The following is a 3,386-nucleotide window of genomic DNA, read 5'->3' as shown; positions in this document are numbered from 1 at the left end:
AACGCCTTCGAGCGGATGACGCACGGCTACACGCGCATGGTCAAGCTCGTCATCAAGCGTTTCCTGGTGGCGCTGGTGCTGTTCGCGGGGATGATCGGGCTCTCGGTCGTCATGATGAAAGCGGTTCCGACTGCGTTCCTGCCGCCCGAGGATCAGGGCTATTTGCTCGGCGCGGTCATCATGCCCGATGCGGCGAGCCTCGATCGCACCGGCGAAGTCTCGCAGCACGTCACCGACTATTTCATGAAGCAGCCGGCGGTGAGCAGCGTCACCGTCGTCGATGGCTTCAGCCTGCTCGACAGCCAGAACAAGAACAACGCGAGCGCCTTCTTCATCGGCTTCAAGAGTTTCGACGAGCGCTATGAGTCCAAGAATATCCGGACCCAGAACGCGCGCGCCGTGCTGCTCGGCGCCTACGCGGAACTCTCGAAGGTGAAGGAGGGGATCATCCTGCCGGTCAATCCACCTTCGATTCCCGGTCTCGGCACGACCGGTGGCACGGAAATGTGGATCCAGAGCAAGGGCGACGCCACTATCCCCCAACTGGCCGGCGTCGTGAACCAGTTCCTCGCGAAAACCCAGCAGCGGCCCGAACTGGCGCGCGTCACCTCGACGTTCAACGCGTCGTCGCAGCAACTGATGGTGAACGTGGATCGCGACAAGGCAGAGACGCTCGGTATCCCGATCGAGGAGGTCTACAGCGCGATGCAGACGATGTTCGGCTCGCTCTACGTCTCGCAGTTCAACCGGTCGAGCCGGCTGTGGCAGGTGATCCTGCAGGCCGAGCCGACTTACCGGATGAAGCCGCAGGATCTCGAGCAGATTTTCGTGCGGGGTAAGTCCGGCGACATGGTGCCGCTCAAGTCCGTCGTGACCACCAAGTACGTGACGGGGCCGGATCTCGTCACGCGCTTCAACAATTTTCCGGCGGTCAAGATCACGGCCAACGCGGCGCCGGGATACAGCTCGGGGCAGGTGCTGTCCGCGCTGGAAGAAACCGCCGACGAGGTGATGCCGGCCGACTACGGCCTCGGCTGGAGCGGCGAGGCCTACGAGGCCAAGACGGCGAGCGGCACGTCGAGTCTCGTATTCATCTTCGGCCTGATCATGGTGTTCCTGATCCTCGCCGCGCAGTACGAGAAGTGGAGCCTGCCGATCGGCGTGCTGCTCGCGGTGCCGTTCGCGCTTTTCGGCGCGCTGCTCGCGGTGCTTCTGCGCGGGCTGGAGAACGATGTCTACTTCCAGATCGGCCTGACGATGCTGGTCGCGCTCGCCGCGAAGAACGCCATCCTGATCTTCGAGTTCGCGGTGCTGAACCGCGAGGCGGGCGAGACCGTCTACGACGCCGCCGTCACCGCGGCAAGCGAACGGCTGCGTCCGATCGTGATGACGTCGCTCGCGTTCATCCTCGGCTGCGTGCCGCTCGCGATCGCGACGGGCGCGTCGGCGAACAGCCGCCATTCGATCGGCACGGGCGTGATCGGCGGGATGCTCGGCGCGACGGTAATCGCTGTGTTCTTCATCCCGATGTTCTATTACGTGCTCGAAACGATGTCGGAGAAGAAGGGCGGGAAGAAGACGCCGGGTGCCGGGGCGGCTCCCGCTGGCACTGCGCATGACACGAAGCCGCCGGGCACCGCTTCAGGCGGCCCGACGGTCACGCCATCCGCACGACGCGAGGACGACTGACATGCGCGCCTCGGCTCTCCTCTCCTCGGTTTCGCTCGCTGCGCTGCTCGCCTTGAGCGGATGCCTGCTCGGGCCGAACTACGAACGCCCGACGGTCGACACGCCGGCCGCCTTCCGCTTCGCAGGTCCCGATGCGAAGGACATCGTCGATACGGCTTGGTGGGAGCAGTTCCAGGACCCCGCGCTCAACGAGCTGATCGGCATTGCGCTCGCGGAGAACAAGGACGTCAAGATCGCTGCGGCGCGCGTCGAGCAGTTTCTCGGTCAGTTCCAGACGACGCGCTCGCAGCTTTTCCCGCAGGCCGCCGCCGGTTTCGATGCCGAGCGTCAGCGCCTGCCGCTCGGCTCGACCGCGTTGCCGCCGGGCGTCGGGCCGGTGTTCAACCAGTTCTCGGCGACGCTCTCCGCGTCCTGGGAAATCGATGTCTTCGGCAAGCTGCGGCGTCAGACCGAGTCCGCGCGCGCGAACCTGCTTGCAAGCGAAGAGGGACGTCGCGCGACGATTCTGACGCTGGTGGCATCGGTGGCAACGTCGTATATCAATCTGGTGTCGCTCGACCGGCAACTGGAGATCGCGAAGGCCACCACCGCGAGCCGCGCCGATTCGGTGAAAGTGTTCAGCCTGCGCTTCAAGTACGGCCAGGTCTCGCAAATGGAGCTGTCGCAGAGCCAGTCCGAATACGAATCGTCGCTCGCGACGATCCCGCAGATCGAGCAACAGATCGGGCAGCAGGAAAATTCGCTGTCGATCCTGCTCGGTCGCAACCCACAGCCGATCACCCGCGACCGCGAACTCGACGACCTCGCGCTGCCTACCGTGCCGGCGGGCCTGCCGTCGGAACTGCTCACGCGCCGTCCCGACCTTCGGCAGGCCGAGCAGAACCTGATCGCGGCCAACGCGCTGATCGGCGCGGCGAAAGCGCTCTACTTCCCGTCGATTTCGCTGACGGGCCTCTTCGGCACCGCGAGCAGCCAGTTCTCCAACCTCTTCACGGGGCCGGCGCGCGTGTGGTCGTACGCAGGCTCGGTGACGATGCCGATCTTCACAGCCGGCAACATCGCCGGTCAGGTGAAGCAGGCCGAGGCGCAGCAGCAACAGGCGCTCTTTTCCTATCAAAAGGCGATTCAGGTCGCGTTCCAGGAAGTCGACGATTCGCTGATCGGGCTGCAGAAATCGCGCGAGGTGCTCGTCGTGCAGGGCCGCGAGGTCGATGCGTTGCGTACCTACGCGCGGCTCGCGCGGCTGCGGTATGAAGGCGGCTACACGAGTTACATCGAAGTGCTCGACGCCGAGCGCAGCCTCTTCAACTCGCAACTGAACTACACGCAGACGCAGGGCACGGTGTTCAACTCGATGGTGACGCTCTACAAGTCGATGGGCGGCGGCTGGGTGACGAACGCCGAGCGCATGACCGCGACGATGTACGGCGCGAACGGCGGCCCGGTTGCCCCGGAAGCGGCCGCGTCGGCGCCGGCGCCGGCCTCGGCAGGAAGCACGCAGGGGCCGCCTCCATGAACGACGCCCCGCTGATCGCCTGCCACGAGTGCGACCTGCTGCAACGCGAGACGGTGCTGCCGGGCGGCGGCACAGCGCGCTGCACGCGCTGCGGCGCGGAGCTGTATCGCAACCGCCCCGACAGCCTGAACCGCTCGCTCGCGCTGACCGTCGCGGCGATCGTGCTGTTCGGGGTCGCGAA

Annotated in this window: 2 protein-coding genes and 1 pseudogene; all 3 read left to right on the top strand. The window is 65.6% G+C overall.

The features are described from left to right. Window positions 1-1,689 (top strand): efflux RND transporter permease subunit (locus AWB67_RS35315; RefSeq protein ID WP_200822397.1); only part of this gene is annotated, 1,689 nt, incomplete at its 5' end. Window position 1,690: 1 nt separating this feature from the next. Further along, window positions 1,691-3,205, top strand: coding sequence for an efflux transporter outer membrane subunit (locus AWB67_RS35310; protein WP_087660538.1), 1,515 nt, complete (start codon window positions 1,691-1,693; stop codon window positions 3,203-3,205). After that, window positions 3,202-3,386, top strand: a pseudogene (locus AWB67_RS35305) (paraquat-inducible protein A); the annotation flags it as partial. The gene AWB67_RS35310 and the pseudogene AWB67_RS35305, both read left to right, overlap by 4 nt.

The sequence above is a fragment of the Caballeronia terrestris genome (assembly GCF_001544515.1).
Classification (GTDB): domain Bacteria; phylum Pseudomonadota; class Gammaproteobacteria; order Burkholderiales; family Burkholderiaceae; genus Caballeronia; species Caballeronia terrestris.
Note: the sequence above shows the minus strand (reverse complement) of the source record. Positions and strands in the feature narration are given on the sequence as shown.

Excerpts from the sequence above, each read along its gene's own strand:
- AWB67_RS35310 (WP_087660538.1), top strand. The coding sequence starts at position 1,691 with ATGCGCGCCTCGGCTCTCCTCTCCTCGGTTTCGCTCGCTGCGCTGCTC.